Annotated in this window: 16 protein-coding genes; 7 read left to right on the top strand and 9 right to left on the bottom strand. The window is 57.5% G+C overall.

Going from position 1 to position 18,813, the window contains the following annotated elements; all coding sequences use genetic code 11:
* The 3 genes from E1J53_RS01210 to E1J53_RS01200 form a co-directional block, all read right to left on the bottom strand.
* Positions 1 to 1,992, bottom strand: coding sequence for an SUMF1/EgtB/PvdO family nonheme iron enzyme (locus E1J53_RS01210; RefSeq protein ID WP_134270154.1), 1,992 nt, complete (start codon positions 1,990 to 1,992; stop codon positions 1 to 3).
* A 98-nt stretch (positions 1,993 to 2,090) separates the two neighbouring features.
* On the bottom strand, positions 2,091 to 4,490 hold the full coding sequence (locus E1J53_RS01205; protein WP_134270153.1) for a penicillin acylase family protein: 2,400 nt from the start codon (positions 4,488 to 4,490) through the stop codon (positions 2,091 to 2,093).
* A 37-nt stretch (positions 4,491 to 4,527) separates the two neighbouring features.
* Positions 4,528 to 4,950, bottom strand: coding sequence for a DUF3052 family protein (locus E1J53_RS01200; RefSeq protein WP_134270152.1), 423 nt, complete (start codon positions 4,948 to 4,950; stop codon positions 4,528 to 4,530).
* A gap of 132 nt (positions 4,951 to 5,082) precedes the next feature.
* Here E1J53_RS01200 and E1J53_RS01195 point away from each other — a divergent pair, with 132 nt between their 5' ends.
* The 4 genes from E1J53_RS01195 (at position 5,083) to E1J53_RS01180 (ending at position 9,214) form a co-directional block, all read left to right on the top strand.
* Entirely contained in the window at positions 5,083 to 6,423 is a 1,341-nt protein-coding gene (locus E1J53_RS01195) for a Gfo/Idh/MocA family protein (protein ID WP_134270151.1), read from the top strand.
* Between the two features lie 37 nt (positions 6,424 to 6,460).
* The gene (recO, locus tag E1J53_RS01190; protein ID WP_134270150.1) at positions 6,461 to 7,186 is read left to right on the top strand and encodes a DNA repair protein RecO; all 726 of its coding nucleotides are present in this window, start codon (positions 6,461 to 6,463) and stop codon (positions 7,184 to 7,186) included.
* A 202-nt stretch (positions 7,187 to 7,388) separates the two neighbouring features.
* A complete protein-coding gene (locus E1J53_RS01185; RefSeq protein ID WP_134270149.1) occupies positions 7,389 to 8,423 on the top strand; it encodes a Brp/Blh family beta-carotene 15,15'-dioxygenase in 1,035 nt (344 codons plus the stop codon).
* Positions 8,424 to 8,455: 32 nt separating this feature from the next.
* Positions 8,456 to 9,214: a bacteriorhodopsin-like gene (locus E1J53_RS01180; protein WP_134270148.1), complete on the top strand. Its 759-nt coding sequence runs from the start codon at positions 8,456 to 8,458 to the stop codon at positions 9,212 to 9,214.
* Between the two features lie 86 nt (positions 9,215 to 9,300).
* On the opposite strand, the gene rlmD is transcribed toward E1J53_RS01180, so the two are convergent.
* From rlmD to E1J53_RS01150, 6 genes are all read right to left on the bottom strand, one after another.
* On the bottom strand, positions 9,301 to 10,719 hold the full coding sequence (gene rlmD, locus E1J53_RS01175) for a 23S rRNA (uracil(1939)-C(5))-methyltransferase RlmD (protein WP_134270147.1): 1,419 nt from the start codon (positions 10,717 to 10,719) through the stop codon (positions 9,301 to 9,303).
* A gap of 202 nt (positions 10,720 to 10,921) precedes the next feature.
* Positions 10,922 to 11,392 (bottom strand): nucleoside deaminase, encoded by a 471-nt coding sequence (locus E1J53_RS01170; protein WP_173021321.1) that lies wholly within the window; start codon positions 11,390 to 11,392, stop codon positions 10,922 to 10,924.
* A gap of 36 nt (positions 11,393 to 11,428) precedes the next feature.
* Positions 11,429 to 11,764 (bottom strand): hypothetical protein, encoded by a 336-nt coding sequence (locus tag E1J53_RS01165; protein WP_134270145.1) that lies wholly within the window; start codon positions 11,762 to 11,764, stop codon positions 11,429 to 11,431.
* A 4-nt stretch (positions 11,765 to 11,768) separates the two neighbouring features.
* Positions 11,769 to 12,323, bottom strand: coding sequence for an RNA polymerase sigma factor (locus E1J53_RS01160; RefSeq protein WP_134270144.1), 555 nt, complete (start codon positions 12,321 to 12,323; stop codon positions 11,769 to 11,771).
* 2 nt (positions 12,324 to 12,325) lie between these two features.
* Entirely contained in the window at positions 12,326 to 12,661 is a 336-nt protein-coding gene (locus E1J53_RS01155; protein WP_134270143.1) for a DUF6249 domain-containing protein, read from the bottom strand.
* A 112-nt stretch (positions 12,662 to 12,773) separates the two neighbouring features.
* Positions 12,774 to 13,235, bottom strand: a complete 462-nt coding sequence (locus E1J53_RS01150) for a cytochrome c (RefSeq protein WP_134270142.1) — start codon at positions 13,233 to 13,235, stop codon at positions 12,774 to 12,776.
* A 310-nt stretch (positions 13,236 to 13,545) separates the two neighbouring features.
* On the opposite strand from E1J53_RS01150, the gene E1J53_RS01145 reads away from it, so the two are divergent.
* The 3 genes from E1J53_RS01145 (at position 13,546) to E1J53_RS01135 (ending at position 18,321) form a co-directional block, all read left to right on the top strand.
* Positions 13,546 to 16,077, top strand: a complete 2,532-nt coding sequence (locus E1J53_RS01145; RefSeq protein WP_134270141.1) for a penicillin acylase family protein — start codon at positions 13,546 to 13,548, stop codon at positions 16,075 to 16,077.
* A 48-nt stretch (positions 16,078 to 16,125) separates the two neighbouring features.
* The gene (locus E1J53_RS01140; protein ID WP_134270140.1) at positions 16,126 to 16,515 is read left to right on the top strand and encodes a hypothetical protein; all 390 of its coding nucleotides are present in this window, start codon (positions 16,126 to 16,128) and stop codon (positions 16,513 to 16,515) included.
* Positions 16,516 to 16,587: 72 nt separating this feature from the next.
* The gene (locus E1J53_RS01135; protein WP_134270139.1) at positions 16,588 to 18,321 is read left to right on the top strand and encodes a peptide MFS transporter; all 1,734 of its coding nucleotides are present in this window, start codon (positions 16,588 to 16,590) and stop codon (positions 18,319 to 18,321) included.
* Positions 18,322 to 18,813: the final 492 nt, after the last annotated feature.

Genomic DNA, 18,813 nt, shown 5'->3' with positions numbered 1-18,813 from the left:
CTAATCTACGTATTCCATAATTAAGCGAAAGCCCACGGCGGGATGGGGGGCCGGACGTTCCTGCACTACCCCAATTTGTAGGTAATAATTGGAATCCATCCAGCTACCACCGACAACCTTACCGGGCTCCGTCAGCATTTCCGCGGCGTTGCCGCTGGTCTGGTAAAGGCCAAAATCATTGGGGTAGTAGGAGTCTACGGGAACCGTCAGCCATCCCCCGTCATCACAGCGGTTCTCCGGGGCAGCGGCCCGGTCATACTGGTCTTTTTCCTGCCGGCTGGTCAGATCCTGGGTCACGTCAAAGTTGGCCAGGTAACACCCTTTGGAGTTCCGGAAATAGGGTCCGCCCCAGGGGTAGACCGCATAAGCCCGGCCAGCCGAGGCTGCATAGACCCACTCCTCGCGGGTCGGCAACCGAAAGCGAACCTCCCGGCCGTCGCGTCTTTTGGGGTCCTGGTTGTACGCCTGGGTCAGCCATTCCGCGTAGAGGGTGGCACCCCGGTGGCTGACGTTCAGAATGGGATGATCGTCCATGGAGGGGTGGCCACGCTTCACGAGATCATTCACGGGCAGGGAACGCACGGAATCGGGCAGCAGGCTCATCCAGTCCGTATCCGCAATGGAGGCCGAGTCAATCTCCCGGAAGAGTCGCTGCCGCAGTAAGTCCCGCAGGAAGAGTTGGTAGTCCTGATTGGTCACTTCGGTTTCTCCCATCCGAAACGAGCGTTCAACGCTAATTTCTTCCCCATCCGGACGGGTAATCGCGCCCGCGGGAATGAGGGCGTAGGCCCGTTCTATTTGTCGGGCCTTCAGCCCGTGCTGGGTGCTGGCCAGCTTCCGCCGCGGAGGGGTAGCGGGGGTACTAAGCAATTCCTTAACCGCTTCCTCGATACCCGCCCGGCGACCAATGGATACGATGGTCGCTTCCAGGCGGGCGGCTTCGGCGGGTTCTCCGGTTCGATATTGCTCCCACAGCTCCACCAGGCCCGGCAGGTAATTCCGGTTGAGTTGATCGGCCACGCCCTGGGCGGGGCCATCCGACAGCGGCTGCCGCAGATGGTCGGTGCGCCAACGGTGGGTGTAATTTTGTTGCAGGCTACGCAAGTTGTTTACCGGCAGGTCCGCGTACTGAAAGGCCAGGCCCACGATGTATAACTTTTCCCCCGTCAGCTGAGGAAAAAGAAACTGGCCGGTCGCCGCCAGAAAAACGGGGCGATTTTGTTCGTGGAGGCGCCGAAGGACCTCCTCAGCGTTGTCCATGCCTTCCCGGGGCAGGGGGTCGGTGGAGAGCCCCATACTGGAAAAAATTTCGTTGCGGTATTCGTGGTAGCCAATCAGCAGGGCTAAATTCAGTACCCGCACGTCGGGCCGGACACCGTAGGCGGACTGCAGCAACCAGCTGGGATAAGTATCGGCATCCCCCATCGTCAGCAGGATACCATTCGGTGCCACGGACTGCAGCTGGTTGTGGTTGTACTCCATGACTCCGGCCGGAATGGACTCCGCCCGGTGAAGTTTACGGAGCATTTCGTTTCTCCGTTCCGGAGCCCCCGTAATCTCAAAGTAGGTGGTCATGGAGGTATAGGATTCCGAACGTTCGGGGTCTGCCGCGTAAGCCTTCATCAATTTTGGCCAACGGGAAACGGGGTTTTGGTCTTGCACGAAAGTCAGGTAGTTCATCACGAAGCCTTCCGGGTCGAGTACTTCGCGGGCCGCGTGGTAAATGGCGTCCAGATCATAATTCCCTGAGCCGAAGCGATTGGAATAGTTAGCCGTTTTATAGTAATGGAACCAGGCATCTTCTTCACTACATTCCCCCCGGGCCACGGCCTCCCACCGTTTAGCCTGCTGATCATAAAAACTACCGTCGTGACGGGCGCGCATGATGTCAACGAAGGGTGGCGGATAGTTTTCTTCGGCCACCGGAACGTTGCCACCCGCGAAAAGGGTGCCAATTACGCACCAGAAGACGGTTACCAGAATCGGACGCATGGATTACTTTTTGCCCGGGTGTAAACCAATAAACCTCTTGGGTTCAATTCTGTCCAAGTATTATTGCAGAGCTTACCTCGGGGCTACGGACAAAGAGATTATTGCCTGGGTTCCAATTGCCACCGCTGGTAGGCCACCGATTCAATTTTTTCCCGGGAGAAAAACAATGGGAAGTACTGGTCTTTGCTCCAGAGGTCAAATAGGTTGCGGTAGTGCGGGTGGTCAGGATTACCGTTTTGTCCTGGCGTGTTGGTCCCCAGGCAATGATCCCAATTACCGGTATCCACCAAAATGCGAAAGGAGCCACCTGAAGGCTGGTTATTTCCGTTTCCGGTACTGTTGACCGTGTAAGCATTCCCTCCCCGGGGGGCAGGCCCAACGTCAAGTCGGTTTCTCCACTCTTCGGTTACTGCCCCCGACAAGGGATGCCGCAACAGGATATGCTTGTAGTCTGCCTGTCCGTACGACCATTTCTTCATGTCTGCCCCCAGCTGCTTTTCTAATTGGGTGAGGGCTCGTTCAAGTGCTTCAAGGAGAACTTCATTTCTGCCCACAATGGCATCCTGGCCAAACTTCCCATCCGGAAGTTGTAGGAACTCGATGACCCTTTTCAATTGAATATTGAGGTAGGGACCGGCAGTAGCAGCGAGCCGTTGTTGGGTAATTAGCTTTCTGAGCTCTCGCTCCCACTGATTGTAAATTCCGGCGGGGATGGATTCCGGGTTGAGGCGGCAATCCCATTTTAGTAGCATTTGCCGGGCCAACTCGACCCTGGCGTTGGAAGAGGAACACCCCCCGAGCAGCGGAACCAACTCCCTGGCGGGGATCGACAGATAATCTGTCTGATACTGTGCGAAATCCATCAGGCTGTGTTTTCGCCCACTACCCAGCAGCTCCTGCACCCGGTCTCCTCGGTATGGGTCCGCCCAACTGTACCCGACGGCATCCCAAAATTCGTAGGATTCTGGGGTTACATTTTCGTTGGCCGTATGGATAATTCCACTAGTGGGATCCTTTACGTTGGGCTTTGCGATGATGGGTAAGTATCCTTCCCATTCATAGCTTCCATCTCCGGGCACCGGCACTAGGCCACTCCAATTTTTTCGGACCGGAGCAATACCGACGGCCTGCCAGCCGATGTGTCCGTTGCGATCCGCCCAGACCATATTCTCCCCCGGGATGTGGCTGTAGTTACAGGCGTCACGGAATTCCGCAAAATTTTGGGCCTGGTTCATGCGCAGACTAGCCAGATAAGGAGAGCCCCCTACCTCCAACCACCCACAACGGACGGCGTAGGCCAATTGGTGACCCGAGTCAAAATAAACCACGGGACCATGACGCGTATACCGATGCGTCACGATCTCCGGGCGGGAATCCGCTACGGGGATGGTGTCCCGCTCCAGGGTCATATTTTCCCAATGCCCCTTGTACCAGTATTGATTCTCGTTTTCCGGATTCAAGCGATAGACGTATAAATCCTCGGCGTCGGTGCGGTATACGGTTAGCCCCCAGGCCCCCTGCTCGTTGTGGCCGATAGAAATGCCGGGAATTTCCGGTTCACCCCCACCGATTACGTTCCAGCCGGGGGCCACCAGGTGTGCCATGTAGCGCAGAGAAGGGACCGCCTGCCGGCGGTGAGGATCGTTAGCCATCATCGGGAATCCACTCTGGGTGTGTTCACCACTCACGACCCAGTTATTGGAGCCGATGTGCAGCTCATCGTCCAGAGGAAAATCAGACTGCTCGACGTAGTAAGTGTCATCGTGTATTTTAGTTGCCCCGAGCGTGAGGTCTTCCCGTTGAAAATCGATGGGCTTACGGTAGGCATCATAGAGTTCCAGAATGGGGTCAAATAGTCGATCGGGGTCAATTTTTGGGTCAAGTTCCAATTTGGCCGTCTTGGGATGAAACCAGGCCAACTCCTGCACCGCTTCGGCCCCGAGTCGGGCTACGGCCCGCGCCGTATTGAGCTCTAGTCCAATATTTCCCAGCAGCCCCTGATGCCTGGAGATGACCACCTCGGGGGTCCACGGCTCGGGACGGGTATTCAACAACAAAAATTCCACCGGTAACTCATCAGGACTGGCATTTACGTACCTGATGTAGGCGTTTACTCCAGCCACGAAGGATTCAATTATCAACTTGCCTCGGGGGTGGTAGTGGGCCATTTCGGCCTCCATATCGCCGCGAAACCGAAACAGCCTGGTGCCAATATCCCTCTTGAGCTCACGCTTCCCCAAAAGTTCGGCTACGGTTCCCGTTGCCTGACGTCGCCACACTTCAAATTGAAATAAGCGGTCCTTTGCCGCGTAGTACCCCTGAGCGAAGAATAAATCTGCTTCATTCTTTGCGTAGATATGGGGAACGCCCCATTGATCGGTAATGATTTCTACGGGTTCAGATAGGCCCTCCACCCGGAGGGTAGTGGTTGACTGGGAGTAGCCCAATCCACTTAGGAAGAGCAAGGAAAAGAAAATGATCTGAGGCCACGGAAGCATAATCGTTTGGGTATGAGATTCCCAGAAATGTAGCGAATTATCGATCTTTCTTCCGATAGACAAACTTGAGCGCGCTCCAATCCGCGTCCACGGCACAGACCTTGACGTCCACCAATCCCGCGTTCAGACCGATCTCCCGTACCGGTTCCCGCTTCAGATTAGTGTGGAGTGAAGAGCTGCCCTTGGGCCAGCTGACCCAGAGCATTCCGTCTTTTCGCAGCAGGGGCTTCAGCGCAGCGAATTGTTCGCGCAGGGCCTCCTGATCGGTTGCGAAAAGGTGGATAAAATCTACTGATCCGTCGTCGGCCCGGGTGAGTACTTCGACGTTTTCCGGCCAGTCGGCAAAGAGGTCGGCGTAATGCTCCGGGGCGTTTCGGAGCAGGCAACGGGTTGCAGGCTTAAGGCCAAGCTTGCGGGCCAGGGGAGTACCGGAATAGCCGGCGGGTGGTGGACCAGGCATAACGGCAGAGGCGGTTACGGGAGAAAAGATGCGAAACGCAAACGGGTGCGTTCGCCGCTAAATTTACCATATTACCGGCGTTTCGCCGGACTTTTCCGGTTCATTACCTTAGCCAACCCAAATCCTGATTTGATGCACCGTCGTGAGTTCCTGGCTACCAGCCCCGCCTTATTCTTTGCTCCCTCCGTCATTACCCGGCACCTGCGGCCACGCCCCCTGCAAAATTATCGGGTAGCCCTGATCGGTACGGGTTGGTACGGAAAAATGGATTTACTACGTCTGTTGCAAGTAACGGAAGCCGAGGTGGTCGGTCTTTGTGACGTGGACCAGAAAGTACTGGCGGCAGCCGATCGCCTGATCCGAACCCGCCATCCCGGACAACGCCCCCGGCTCTACGCCAACCACCGGGAGTTGCTGCGCAAGGAACAGCCGGAAATTGTGCTGATTGATACGCCCGACCACTGGCACGCCCTGCACGCCATCGATGCCCTGGCCGCGGGAGCTAACCTTTATCTGCAAAAGCCGATTTCGGTAGACGTAAGGGAGGGACAGGCACTGGTGGCCGCCGCAAAGAAGTATGGCGGAGTAATTCAGGTCGGGCTCCAGCGACGCAATACCCCACACCTGGTCCGGGCAAAGCGGGAGTTTGTGGATAGTGGTCGGCTGGGAAAAATCAGCCACGTGGACCTGTGTTGTTACTACAAGATGCGCGATACGGCCCGCCGGCCGGTTACCGAGATACCGGACCATTTTGATTACGAAACCTGGACGGGTCCCGCCCCGCTGCTCCCCTTCCGGGGGATCCCCCACCGCCGGTGGCGCGCCTTTCAGGAATACGGCAACGGCATTGTGGGGGACATGTGCGTGCACATGTTTGACGCTGCCCGGTGGATGCTGGGGCTGGGCTGGCCAAGCCGCGTCAGCAGCACGGGAGGAATCATCGTACAAACCGAGGCCGACGCCACGACCACGGACACCCAGACCGCCATTTTTGAATACCCCCACCTGCAGTGTGTCTGGCAACACCGTACCTGGGGCACGCCGGCAGACCCCGAATGGCCCTGGGCCTTCATGATCTACGGTAGTGAAGGCACGCTGAAGGGAGATACCCAAAAAGTATCCTTCATCCCAAATGCGAGAGACGGGCAGACCATTACCTACGAGGCCCTCTACGAAAAGGAAAAATATCCCGAAGACCTGGAAGAACAAGGTATCGAGCTGCACGTCGCTTCGGCTACCCGGGCGCACCTGCGCGATTTTCTCCGGGCCATCGACGAGGGCCGCCTACCGGCGGCGACCATTGAGGAAGGTCATATATCCACGGCCAGCTGTATTCTGGCCAACCTTTCCCAGGAACTGGGGCGCCCCCTGGCCTACGATCCGATTAGCGGTAAGGTGATCAATGACCCCGAGGCAACCGCCCGGCTGGCCCGCCCCTACCGGAGCGGATACTCCCATCCCTGGCACGCATAAACCGGAACCCAAACTTCGCTTCATTCGTTCTCCCGGTATGCTGATCAAAACCCGTGGCCTCATTTTCCGGACCATCAAGTACGGAGACTCCAGCCTTATCCTGGAGGTCTATACGGAAGAAAAAGGCATCCGGAAGTACATCGTCAGCGGCGTCCGTAAGGCCCGGAGCCGCACGCCGGCCAGCCTGGTTCAACCCATGAACCTGGTGGACCTCGTGGCCTACGAACGTGGCGGGAAAGATTTGCACCGCCTAAAGGAAGTTAAGCCCGCCCTGGTCTACACCCGAATCCCCTTTGACGTCATGCGGGGTACCCTGGGATTGTTTATGCTGGAAGTCGCCCGCAATGCGATCCGGGAAGAGGCCGAAAACCCTATTTTGTTCAACTTTTTATTCGACAATTTTCGTTTTCTGGACCAAACGGAAGGGCAAATCGCCCACCTGCACCTCCATTTCTTACTGGAACTCTCTGCTCACCTGGGGTTTTTACCCTCGGGCATTCATGATCAGGAGCACCCCCTTTTTGACCTCAAGGAGGGGCAGTTTATCGCGGGGTTCCCCGGCCACACCCACTACCTGGATGAGAAGCGCTCTGCCCTGATGTCCAACATTTTACACACGCCCAAAGAATCCCTTGACGAGATAAAATCCTCCCGGGAAGAGCGGGTTGGTTTGCTGCAGGACCTGGTGCAATACTACCAGTTTCACGTTGAGGGCATGCGCGAAATCAATAGCCTGGACATCCTTCGGGAAGTGATGAAATAAAATTTTCAAAATTTTCTGAAAATTTTCGCTTTCCCCTGAACCAAAGGAGAAATCGGTAGTTTGATAGCCTGAGTAGAATTAAAAGCATCTACCGGGTTTTCAAAACAAACTTTATTCCACCTTTCGCGGACTGTACAAAATTATCTGCCAACTGGCGGAGAGGAAACTCTTTGCCAATTGCGAACAATAATCTTACAGACCTTTGGAATCTACCTGCCAATCAAACCATAAAACACCCGCAGGCGTCCCCCGCCTGGTGTTGGTGCTAACGGGAATTTTCACGTTGTTGGGGCTGCTGGCTCCAGCCTTCCTGTCTTCCTGGGAGCCCTACCTCGTTTTGGGATTGATGCTGGTCCTGGGACTACCCCATGGAGCCACCGACCACGGTCTGTTTCTGGCCATGGAAGACGAGGTGTCGGCCCTGAAGGGAAGGCACTTTTTCGGTCTGTATTTTGCGATTATTGGCCTCTACGCCCTGATCTGGCTCCTGGTTCCATGGTTGGCTTTTGGCATTTTTATGGTAATGGCCATTTATCATTTTGGTCAATCCAACTGGATCAATCTCCGGCACCAAAATTTCTGGGTCGAAAAATCCCACTATTTGCTCTGGGGGGCCGGCGTGCTGCTCACGCCCATCCTCTTACACAGTGAAGAAGCTGCCGCCATCGTTGGTGGCATGACCAAGGGAACGATGGAAGGGCTGTCCGAAACTACGAGTCTGAGCCTCATCGGATTGCTGGGGGCGATGAATGTCGTGATGATCATCGCCGTCTGGCTGCGCGGAGAAATGAATGCCCCCCGCGCCGGTCAGGAACTATTGAGTTATGGCCTATTAATGGCCATGTTCTTCACTAATGGCCTCCTGCTGGGTTTCACCATTTATTTCGTTTTCTGGCACTCCCTGAGTTCCGCCAAGGACCAACTATACTACTTCCAGAAAAAGCTTTCCTACGATCATCGACGCCAGCTGTTCTGGGAAATCGCCGTGGTCGTACTGGGCGCCCTGATGTTTTGCCTGATCGTGTGGTTTGGTCCCGGTCCCGAGGCCGCCCTGCAGCCGGGGATTATCGGAGGAGTATTCATGTTCATTTCTCTGCTGACCCTGCCGCACATGCTCCTCGTCGAGCAACTGTACGGGGTATGGCTACCCACCGCTAAACCAGCTAAAGGGACCGCCCGGAGGCGGTCCACCAAACAACTTTTCGGATCAGCCCAGACGACAAATACTGGCCGCTGAACTACTCAATCTTTCACTAAACATTCCAGATCATGGATTTTCTTTCCACTATGCCCCATTTCCTGGGCGCCCAGATTCAATCCGGCGACTACGTAGGGTTCACGTTCTTCATCGGATCCATGGCCATGATGGCCGCTACGGTCTTCTTCTTTTTCCAGACTACCCAGGTTGAAGGTAAATGGCGGGACAGTATGCTGATTGCCGGCCTGATTACCTTCATTGCTGCCGTGCACTACTTCTACATGCGCGACTTCTGGGCTACCACGGGCACCTCTCCCACGGAGTTCCGCTACATCGACTGGATCCTGACGGTTCCCCTGATGTGCGTAGAATTCTTCCTCATCCTACGGGCCTTTGGGGCTACCCAGTCACTGCTCTGGAAGATGATCGCCTACTCCCTGCTGATGCTGGTTGCCGGCTACCTGGGGGAAACCGTTTTCCGTGAGCAGTCCGTACTCTGGGGTTTCATCTCCACCATCGGTTACGTAGGCATCCTCTACGAAGTATGGTTTGGCTCCGCCAGCAAACTTGCCGGCAACAGTAACGACCCCAAGCTACAGGGAGCCATGAAGGCGCTCGGATGGTTCGTGTTTGCCGGCTGGGCCATTTACCCCATCGGTTACATGACGATCCCCGGTGGATGGCTCGACGGCGTACTGGCCGCCGAAACCCTCGATCTGTTCTACAACATCGGCGATGCCATTAACAAGATTGGCTTCGGTCTGGTCATCTATGCCCTGGCCGTGTCCAAAACCAGCACGCCGGACTATTCCGTAGGTTCAGAATCTTAAGAATATTCGGGATTGCGCGCCCGAATCGGGAGTTCATAGCGCCCGACAAAACCTGGTCGACGTTTCTTCGGGAACGTCGACCATTCTTATTTCAGTTCCAGCCGGACCACACTCTCCACGTGACTGGTCTGGGGGAACATATCCACCGCCCGGGCCCGAACCACCCGGTATTTTTCGGCCATCATCGCCAGATCCCGCGCCTGGGTGGCGGGGTTACAACTCACGTAAACGATGACCGGCGCGGCCAGCTCCAGCAGCATCTCGACAACCTTCGGGTGCATCCCCGCCCGCGGCGGATCGGTAATCAACACGTCGGGTTTGCCGTGGCGCTGGGCAAATTCATCGGTCAGGATATTGCGTACCTGCCCGGCATAAAAAGTGGCATTGTCAATGCCGTTGAGGGTAGCATTCACCTTGGCGTCCTCGATCGCCGCAGCGATTTCTTCGATGCCGACCACCTGCCGACAATCCCTGGCCAGGAAGAGACCGATGGAACCAATGCCGGTGTAGAGATCATAAACGTTCTCCTCCCCCGTCAGCCCCGCAAAGTCTGCGGTGATTTCGTAGAGTCGTTCGCCCTGCCGGGTGTTGGTCTGGAAGAAACTCTTGGGTCCGATGTTGAAGCGGACGTGGCCGAGGCGCTCTTCAATGGCCTTACTACCCGCGAAGTGCACCATCTCCAGGTCCATCATGTATTCGTTGACCTTGGGGTTGATACAGTAGTAGAGGCTCGTGATCTGCTCGCCAAATTGCTCCATTACGGCGGTGAGAAATGCCTGGATGTCGTCCTGCCGATCCTCAAAGAACGCCAGCACGAGCATACACTGCCCGGTGGTGGTCGTCCGAATCATGAATTGCCGGAACAAGCCGGTCCGCTCCCGCATGTCGAAGAACTCCACCTCCATCTTCACCGCCAGTTCACGGATGCCGTTGCGCAGTTCATTGCTCGGTCCGTGCTGCAGGTGGCAGCGTTCAATCTGAATGAGTTTATCGTAAGCGCCCGCCTTGTGGAACCCAATGACGGGCACCTCGTTGGTGATCTCGGTGCCCACTTCCTCCTGGGTCAGCCACCGGCGGTTGGCCACCCCGAATTCGAGTTTGTTTCGGTAAAAGGAGGTCTTCTCGGAGCCCAGAATGGGTTCCCACTCCCCAACTTCCACTTTGCCAATCCTGGTCAGCGCGTCGCGTACAATCCGGTCCTTTTCCCGCAGTTGGCCGGCGTAACTGAATTCCTGCCACTTGCAGCCACCGCAAACGCCAAAATGCTCGCAGAAGGCTTCGACCCGGTCCTCCGACCGCTGGTGAAACGCCAGCGGAGCGGCGAAGAGCACTTTTTTCTTCTTCTTGAAGGGGCGAACGTCCACCACGTCTCCCGGTACGACCTTCTCCACAAAGACCACCTGACCGTCGGGGGTCTTCCCCACACAAAATCCTTTGTCGGCCAGTCCCGTAATGGTAACCTGGTCAATGCGTTCCGGAAAGCGGTTGCGGCGTCTGCGGGCCATGGGGGACAAATATCTGGTGTAAAATGAGCCGCAAAGGTACGAAGCGGGCGGGGAGTTTACCCCGCAAGAGAATACCCGAAACCTTTTTTGCGTGACGCGACCAAAGGCCCCGAAGCACCGGGCTCCACCTTTTGCTAAGGGCAGTTGCTTGTGTTTGGGCAACGGGGTGCAGGTGCCAGGGGATCGTCGAAGGAGCCGTGCGTCAGGTATCCCAGAATTTTTTGTGCCGGTCCTTCTTTGACCGGAAGGGGTAACGGTGAAGCACTTCCAGTCCTTCCGCATCCAGCAAGGGGCCATCGACCACAATTTTTTGCTTTCCCGGATTGATGAGTTCCGGGCAACTGGGTTTCTGGTTACCACCGCTTACTCCCTGAAGCTGGTATTGTGCTACCCCGAAGACCACCCGATCCAGTCGGGCCCAGTGGATGGCGCCACTGCACATGATACAGGGTTCCACGTTACAGTAGAGGGTGTACCCTTCAAGACTGATGAGCTGCCGCTGACGGCAGAATTCGCTAATGAGCACAAGTTCGGCGTGGGCGGTGGGATCGGAATAATCGATGCAGCGATCCCGGGTTTCCGCGACCAGGCTACCTTCCCGGACCAAAACGGCCCCGAAGGGGTCGAAGCCGGCCTCCGCGGATAGGGTCGCCAGTTGAAAAGTTCGTCGCATCCAGGTTTCGTCCATTATGCCTGTTTCTTCCGGAAATTAGGTGTTTTCGCGTAAGCGCCGGGCCAAAACACGTTGCATGACCTCAAATTGGACGTACAGCACCAGCAACAATATCCCCCCCAGGAAGTAGGCACTACCCATTCCGGGTTCCGCGATGAAGCGATCCATTCTGGTCGAGGAATACATGCTTAACAGCAGCAGCACAAAGAGCATCCCTCCACTGATCAGGGCATGCTTTCGGTGCTGTCGGGCACGCGCCCGCTGTTGTTCCATTCGGTAAATGGACTCCATGATGGAAGCCGTCACCTCCGGATCGGGTTGCTCCGGTTCAACCGACTTCATCCACTTGTTGAATTCCTGTTCCTTCATCATTGAATTACTTGAGGTTTTCCTGAGCGTTCTTCACCATAACGTGCTGCTGGGCCTTTTTCCGCCCCCGGTGCAGCAGGGTTTTCACGTTGGATTCGGATAAATCCGTCACCCGCGCTACTTCCCGCACGGATAGTTCTTCGAGGTAGTGCAGCCGCAGCACGAGGGCTTCGTTCGTGGACAGCGAACCCAGCACCGATTCGATGAGTGAATACCGGTCTTGCCGTTCCAGACGATCTTCTCCGACGTTCGCCGAAACTGCCTGCTTACCGACCAGGCTACCTTTTCGCTGCATCCGTTTCAGCTCCTTTTCCCGTCGGCGCAGGCTGATCCTGACGACGATGCGGTACAGCCAGGTGGCAAAGCCGGACTCTCCGCGGAAATCGGCCAGCGACAGGTAGGCCTTCAGGAAGCCTTCCTGCACGGCATCCTTGGCCAGGTGCTGGTCACGCAGCACCGCCATGGCCACCCCGGTGGCTCCCGACTGGTATCGGTTGACGAGCAGTTCAAAGGCCCGGGTGTTTCCGCTCAGTACACGGTCAATACACTCCTGGTCGGTCATGATCAGTCGCGGGCTTGCAGCTGACGAATCACGAAGTAGGAGGCCAGCAGACTGACGCCGCCAAAGAGCAACATAAAGGCGGGATAAAACACTTCCCCTTCGCGGAAGTGAGTCACCTTATCGAAGCCCAGCCCTACCATCAGTCCGACGCCAACGCCCAGCATCATCATGCCCAGTTTGACCTCCAGGTAGTTATTGGCCAGCAGGTTTCCTTCCTCGATCAGGCCCCGCTCAATCATGGCCATTTTTTCCAGATGGCGGCTTCTCAGGTAAAAGGCAAGGGTTACGCCTGCGGTTACGACCAGCAGGGACAGTACTACGCCGGGTCCGATCATCATGTCCATTGTTTATTGCTTAGAGCCTCTTGCGGCAAGAAAGGTTACAAATGGACGAAATTCTTTTCCTCCTGCAGTGGAAATTATCAAATACTCCCAAAGGTAGAGGTGACCGCTAAGGACGATCCGCCGTGTACTCGACGTAGGCCAGGATGGCGGCTACGTCCTGGTCGCTGAGGTGGAGGTAATTCGGCATGGTGGACTTGTATTCCTGCCAGACGGCTACCGCCCGGGGGTGTTCTTCGGCGATGAGTGCGCCACTGTTGCGCACCCAGCGGTAGAGGTCTTCCCTGGGGAAGCGCTCCCACCGGACGCCAACGCCGCCCAGTGCCGGGCCGATGGCCCGGTCCCGCATCCCCTGATCGTGGCACGCCCCGCAGCCGTTTTCCCGCCAGAGGGACTTTCCGGCGAGAATTTCCGGGGACGGTGGCATGACCGTCGCGACGGTCCGCGCCTCGGGCGCGAGGGGTGGAGCCGGAGTGTCGGCCCAAAAATGCCAGCCAACCAGCATGGCCAAAGAAAAAAGGATGCCGAGTACGCCAAGCTGCAGCATGGAAAGAAAGAATCGAATACGCATTGCCGTGGGGTTTAGTGGACGTTAAAAATATTCCCCAAAAACCCGCAACCCTACTGTTGCTGAGACATTTAGATCCGTTGTAAATAAACACCAACGGTCAACCTTTATTGAATACGAGGCAGGAGTTTCCGAACGTTGTTACCCGGGGCGGTCATCAGCTAAGGGGGCGGGAACGCGAAGGCGCTACCCCACTACCCAACCCGGGCACCCGGAGCTTCCCGGATCGCCCATCGGCGGTCGTCGGGGCACGCTTTATCACCGATCCGGGCGACACGACATATCCACTCCGTTCATTAAATTGCGCGCCATCATGCAAAGACTACCCTGGATTTACGCCGGACTGGCCGCCCTTTGCCTGGGCGCCTGGATCTTTTTTGGCAACTACGCCGGTCCCGCCGGTCTGCCGGTTCCCGCGCTGGGGCCCTTCTTCCACCCTCCCCAGGGTTTCTGGACCAATACCCTGACCGACATGACGGACCGCACCGGATCGCGTTCCATCACCATTGATCACCCTTTGGCCAAGGGGGATATATTCTTCGATGAGCGCAGCGTGCCCCACATCTTCGCCGACGATCTGGAAGCGGCCTGTTTCCTCCAGGGGTACGTCATGGCGGCTGATCGTTTGTGGCAGATGGACATCAGCACCCGGTCCACGGAGGGCCGGCTGAGTGAAATCCTGGGTCCCCGCACACAGTCCCGCGACATCGACCAGATTCGCCGGGGCTACCGGGTGGCCGCCCGGCGCACCGTTGACACCATGAAAGTGTACTTCCCCGACGACTACCGGGCGACGGTTGCCTACGCCGACGGCGTCAATGCCTTCATCGACCAACTTACCCCGGACCAATACCCCTTTGAATACAAGCTTCTTGGTCACGCGCCGCTCCGGTGGTCTCCGTATCGGTCCGCCCTCCTCCTGAAGGGTATGGCTCAGGGGTTGAGTGCGCGATACGAGGACGTAGCCGCCGAACGCACCCTGGCCTACCTGGGAGAGGCTACTTACCGAGAATTGTTTCCGGCGCGCTTTCCCGACGCCAGTCCGATTGTCCCGGACGAGGCCTACGCCGGGAAGAAAAAACCAGGGACGACGGCTGCGCGCAGCGCCGCGGTGAGCATGGCACCCGCACCCGTTGCCCAAAAAATTCCGCTTCACGCCTCGCCTCGTCTCCCAAAAACCGATCAATCATCACCAGCCTGGCCTACCGTGGCGGAATTTGCGGAGGAAAAGCTTCCCTACACCATTTTCCCCCAGGACCCGGACAACGGCTCCAACAACTGGGCGGTGAGCGGCAAAAAGTCCAATACGGGCCGGCCATTGATGGCCAACGACCCGCATCTCGGGCTCAGCCTGCCCAGCGTCTGGTACGAAGCCCAGATCAAGTACGGCGAGGTGAATGCCCGCGGGGTCGGCCTGCCCGGTGCCGCCGGACTGGCGATGGGCTTTAACGACCACATCGCCTGGGGAGAAACCAACGTGGGTCACGACGTGACCGACTGGTTCCGAATCACCTGGACGGACAGCTCCCGCACGCATTACCTCCTGGACGGAGAAACCGTGGCTGCGACCATCGTCCGGGACACCCTCCTCGTCAAAGGCCAGGAAGACATGGTGATCGAGACGCCCTGGACCATTTTCGGGCCGGTCCCCTTCACCGAGGGGCCCTACGCCGACATGGCGATGCGCTGGATAGCCCACGATGCTCCGGGGAAGGAGCGCCCCCACTCCAGCAGCGGTACCTTTTTACGCCTTCCGGCGGCTACGGGGTATGATGATTACGTCGATGCGCTGCGGGGGTACGTCAATCCCGCCCAGAACTTCCTGATGGCCTCCCGGCAGGGAGATGTGGCCATGAGACCCAACGGTTATTTCCCCCTACGGACTCGGGGAGACGGGCGGTATCCCTACGCCGGCGACACCCGTGCCTCGGCCTGGAAGGGCTACATTCCCTTTAACGAGCGCCCCGTCCATAAGAATCCATCCCGGGGTTTTGTGGCCTCCGCCAACCAGGTGACCACCGGTCCGCAGTATCCCTATCCCTACCAGGGGCGCTTCGGGGAGTACCGCGGCCGGATCATCAATCGTCAGCTGGCGCGGGAAACGACGATGAACCAGCGGAAAATGAAGGAACTGCAGTTGTCCAGCTATTCACTGCTGGCCGAGGAGCTCGTGCCCTGGCTCATTGCCCGGGTAGACCGGGGCTCTCTGGACGAGGAGGGCCGCAAGCTGCTCCGGGTGCTCTCCGAATGGGATTACAACTTTTCGGCCGAGAGCCGGGGGGCAACCCTGTTTGAAATGTGGCGCAAGCGGGTGTACAACTTCACCTTCGACGAGCTGCCCCGGGATTCGGGGTACCTCCAACCGGAGATCTGGAAGTGGAACGACCTGCTGTCCGAACAGCCGAACCATCCGATATTCGACATTGACTCCACCCGAAACTTCCGGGAGACGGCCGCTACGCTGACCCAGCGGGCCTTCGAAGAAATCCTGGACGAGCTGGACGGCAAGTTGCCCGAGCCCTGGTACATTGCCCGCGACGCCCGGATTCAGCACCTGGGACGGATTCCCGGCTTCGGCACGGATCGCATCAAGGCGCCCGGTGCGCGAATGGTGCCCCGCGTTTTCGACGACGGATTTGGGGCCAGCTGGCGGATGGTGGTGGAGTTGGGCGACAATCCCCGCGCCTGGGGTGCGTTGCCCGGCGGCCCCTCGGGGCAGCCCTCCAGCCAGCACTACACCACCGGACTGGACGACTGGATCAACGGACGCTACCACGAGTTAATCCGGTGGCCCTCCCCGGAAGCGGCCGCATCGCTAGCGACCGGCCACTGGTCCTTTAACTAAAAACTACGCCCGCTCCGGCGGCACTCACCTCCCGACAATCTTTCTGGTATGTATCGCTTTCTTCTGCTCCTGGGGGTCATCACGGCAACCTCAATCTGCTTCTGGACCGGCGCCAGCTGGTGGTCGCCGGCGCTCGCCGCCGCCGCCCTGGGCTTCCTGCTGCCCGTGTGGAAACGCGGGGGCTTCTGGTACGCCTTTTTGGGGGGCTTGATTACCTACGGCGTCTACACCGGCTACCTCCACTTTGACAGCGAAGGGGCGCTGACGGACCGCCTGGCGGTCACCTTCGGCTTCAGCTCCGGCTGGGCGCTGGTGGGGGTCACGGCCGTGTGGGGTGCCATTACGACCGGACTGGGGGGCTTCTGCGGCGCGAGCCTCCGGCGCGCCGTGCGGGGGCGCAATTCCCCCGACAAAGCCGCCGTCGGAGGAGACCTTTAATGCTTCCTTAAGCACTTTGCCCGACGGTAAACGACGTCTTTTTTGTTTCTTTAGCCCATCTAAACGCGAATCATGGCTACAACTCTTTCGCCCACCCCCGACCAGGGTGGCAGCATTTTCGGGCACAAGCCCGGCCTTTTTGTGCTCTTCTTTACCGAAATGTGGGAGCGCTTCAGTTACTACGGCATGCGGGCGCTGCTCGTGCTTTTTCTGGTGCAAGCGGCCTTCGGGGAGGGCCCCTGGGAACGTAGCGAAGCACTGGAGCTTTACGCCATTTACACTGGCTTCGTATACTTTACCCCCATGCTGGGTGGTATTATTGCTGACCGCTTACTGGGATACCGCAAAGCAGTGGTACTCGGTGCCTTCGTAATGACTCTGGGTCACGCAGCAATGGCCGTAGAAACCGAGTACGTCTTCTACCTGGGCCTCCTGTTGCTGATCATCGGAAACGGGCTCTTCAAGCCCAATATTTCCAGTATCGTAGGGCAACTCTATGCCGGCGAAGAAGATCGGAAAGACGGTGCTTACACCATTTTCTACATGGGCATCAACAGTGGTGCCTTCCTCGGAATCCTCCTCTGTGGCTACTTCGGAGAGCAGTGGGGCTGGAGCTGGGGCTTCGGCCTGGCCGGGGTTTTCATGCTCTTCGGACTCATCCAGTTCTGGCTGGCGCAAAACATCTTCGGCAAAATTGGTCTTCCCCCGGAAAATGATGGGGACACCATCAAAGAGGCCGCCAAAGCCGAAGACGAACTGATCCAGGTACCCAAGGGTACGGACATCACGGGGTCCAACAGCGGAGCGGGACGGATTGGCACCTGGGCGGCCATTGCCGCCGCCATTGGTGTGGTACTTTATCTGCTTACCGGAGAAGCTATGGCCGCCGTAATCTTTGCTACCGTCATTGGCTTTATTGGCTGGATTGTCAGCGATCCCACCCTGAAGGGCATCGAAAAGGATCGGGTTTGGGTGATCGTCATCCTTAGCTTCTTCATCATCTTCTTCTGGTGGGCCTTCGAGCAGGCTGGTGGCTCCATGACCATCTTTGCGGCCGACTATACGGAAAGGAACCTGTCGGGGAGCGGAGCGGACATTTACCGCATCGCCAATACGCTGATCACCGTGCTGCCGATGGCCGTATTGACTTACGTACTAATCAAGCTCTTCAACATCACCTTTACTAATTACAGTGCTTCCAACATTGTATTGGGCTTAGCCTTCGTCATCGTTTGGGCGCTGGTCGGCATCATGCTGTACGAGCAATTTAGCACGGACACCACCGAAGTTCCCGCGAGCTGGTTCCAGATTTTCAACAGTCTGTTCATCATTTGCTTTGCTCCCTTGTTCAGCAAGTTGTGGGAGAAGAAAATTTCTTGGCTCAACAGCGGGCCCATCAAATTTGCCCTCGGACTCACCCTCCTTGGTCTTGGCTTTGCCATCCTCGCCTTTGGTTCTATGAGCATTCCCGAAGGGGCGAAGACCGCGAGCGTCAGCATGTTCTGGCTCATTGCCGCCTACCTGCTGCATACGCTCGGCGAACTCTGTATCTCGCCGGTGGGACTGAGCTACGTCTCCAAACTAGCCCCCGTCCGCCTGGTGGGCCTCATGTTCGGGGTATTCTTCGTAGCCAACTTCGTGGCCAACTACGCCGCGGGTAAGACCGGATCGTACATTGATCCCATCGCCGAGGCGGTCGGGCTGAGTGGGTTCTTCCTCATCTTTGCCGCCGTCCCCATTGCTGCGGCCATCGTGCTGGTGCTCATCAATGGTTGGATGAAGCGCATGATGCACGGTATCGACTAGAGCTCGTGTAAGACATTTCTTGTTAAGCGGCCAGATGATTTCGATTGTCTGGCCGTTTATCGTTGGGCACGGCGTGCGGGTGCCGAGAAGGCCAGCGGGAGCAAAGCTTTTACGCCCGGTCGGCTCCCCCACCATCGTCGGACGATTCCCATCGCCATCGGCGACACCATCGTCCGACGAATGCGCCCACCAGCTTTATTGCCCTTCACTCACGACCGGCCGGCAATTGACCGACCAATTATCGACCGGCCTGCGGAGCAAGCCTATTCCGGTATTTCTGCCTCGGCATTTCCCCCACGAACGGCCTGAGCCCCCACGATCGTCGGACGATTCCCATCGCCATCGGCGACACCATCGTCCGACGAATGCGCCCACCAGCTTTATTTCCCTTCACTCACGACCGGCCGGCAATTGACCGACCAATTATCGACCGGCCTGCGGAGCAAGCCTATTCCGGTATTTCTGCCTCGGCATTTCCCCCACGAACGGCCT

Source organism: Lewinella sp. W8, assembly GCF_004375085.3.
Lineage (GTDB): Bacteria > Bacteroidota > Bacteroidia > Chitinophagales > Saprospiraceae > Neolewinella.
Note: the sequence above shows the minus strand (reverse complement) of the source record. Positions and strands in the feature narration are given on the sequence as shown.